1 pseudogene is annotated in these 228 nt (G+C 69.7%); it reads right to left on the bottom strand.

From position 1 onward, the window contains the following. Positions 1-228: pseudogene (locus tag KVS71_RS19735) on the bottom strand (ABC transporter ATP-binding protein); the annotation flags it as partial.

Raw genomic sequence — 228 nt, 5'->3', positions numbered from 1 at the left:
CGGAAGGAGTCGCCTCAGTCCGGCGAGCGTGTCGTGCCCGATGATGCGGCCCTCGTGCAGGATCGCGATGCGGTCGGCCAGCTGCACCGCCTCATCGAGATACTGCGTGGTGAGCAGCACGGTCGTGCCGCCGCCCGCGAGCTCCTTCACGACGACCCACACCTCGATGCGCGACTCGGGGTCGAGGCCCGTGGTCGGCTCGTCGAGGTAGATGACCTCGGGGTCGCC

This window comes from Microbacterium sp. GbtcB4 (genome assembly GCF_019091465.1).
Lineage (GTDB): Bacteria > Actinomycetota > Actinomycetes > Actinomycetales > Microbacteriaceae > Microbacterium > Microbacterium paraoxydans.
The sequence above is the reverse complement of the archived record's forward strand: the minus strand, read 5'-3'. Positions and strand labels throughout refer to the sequence as shown.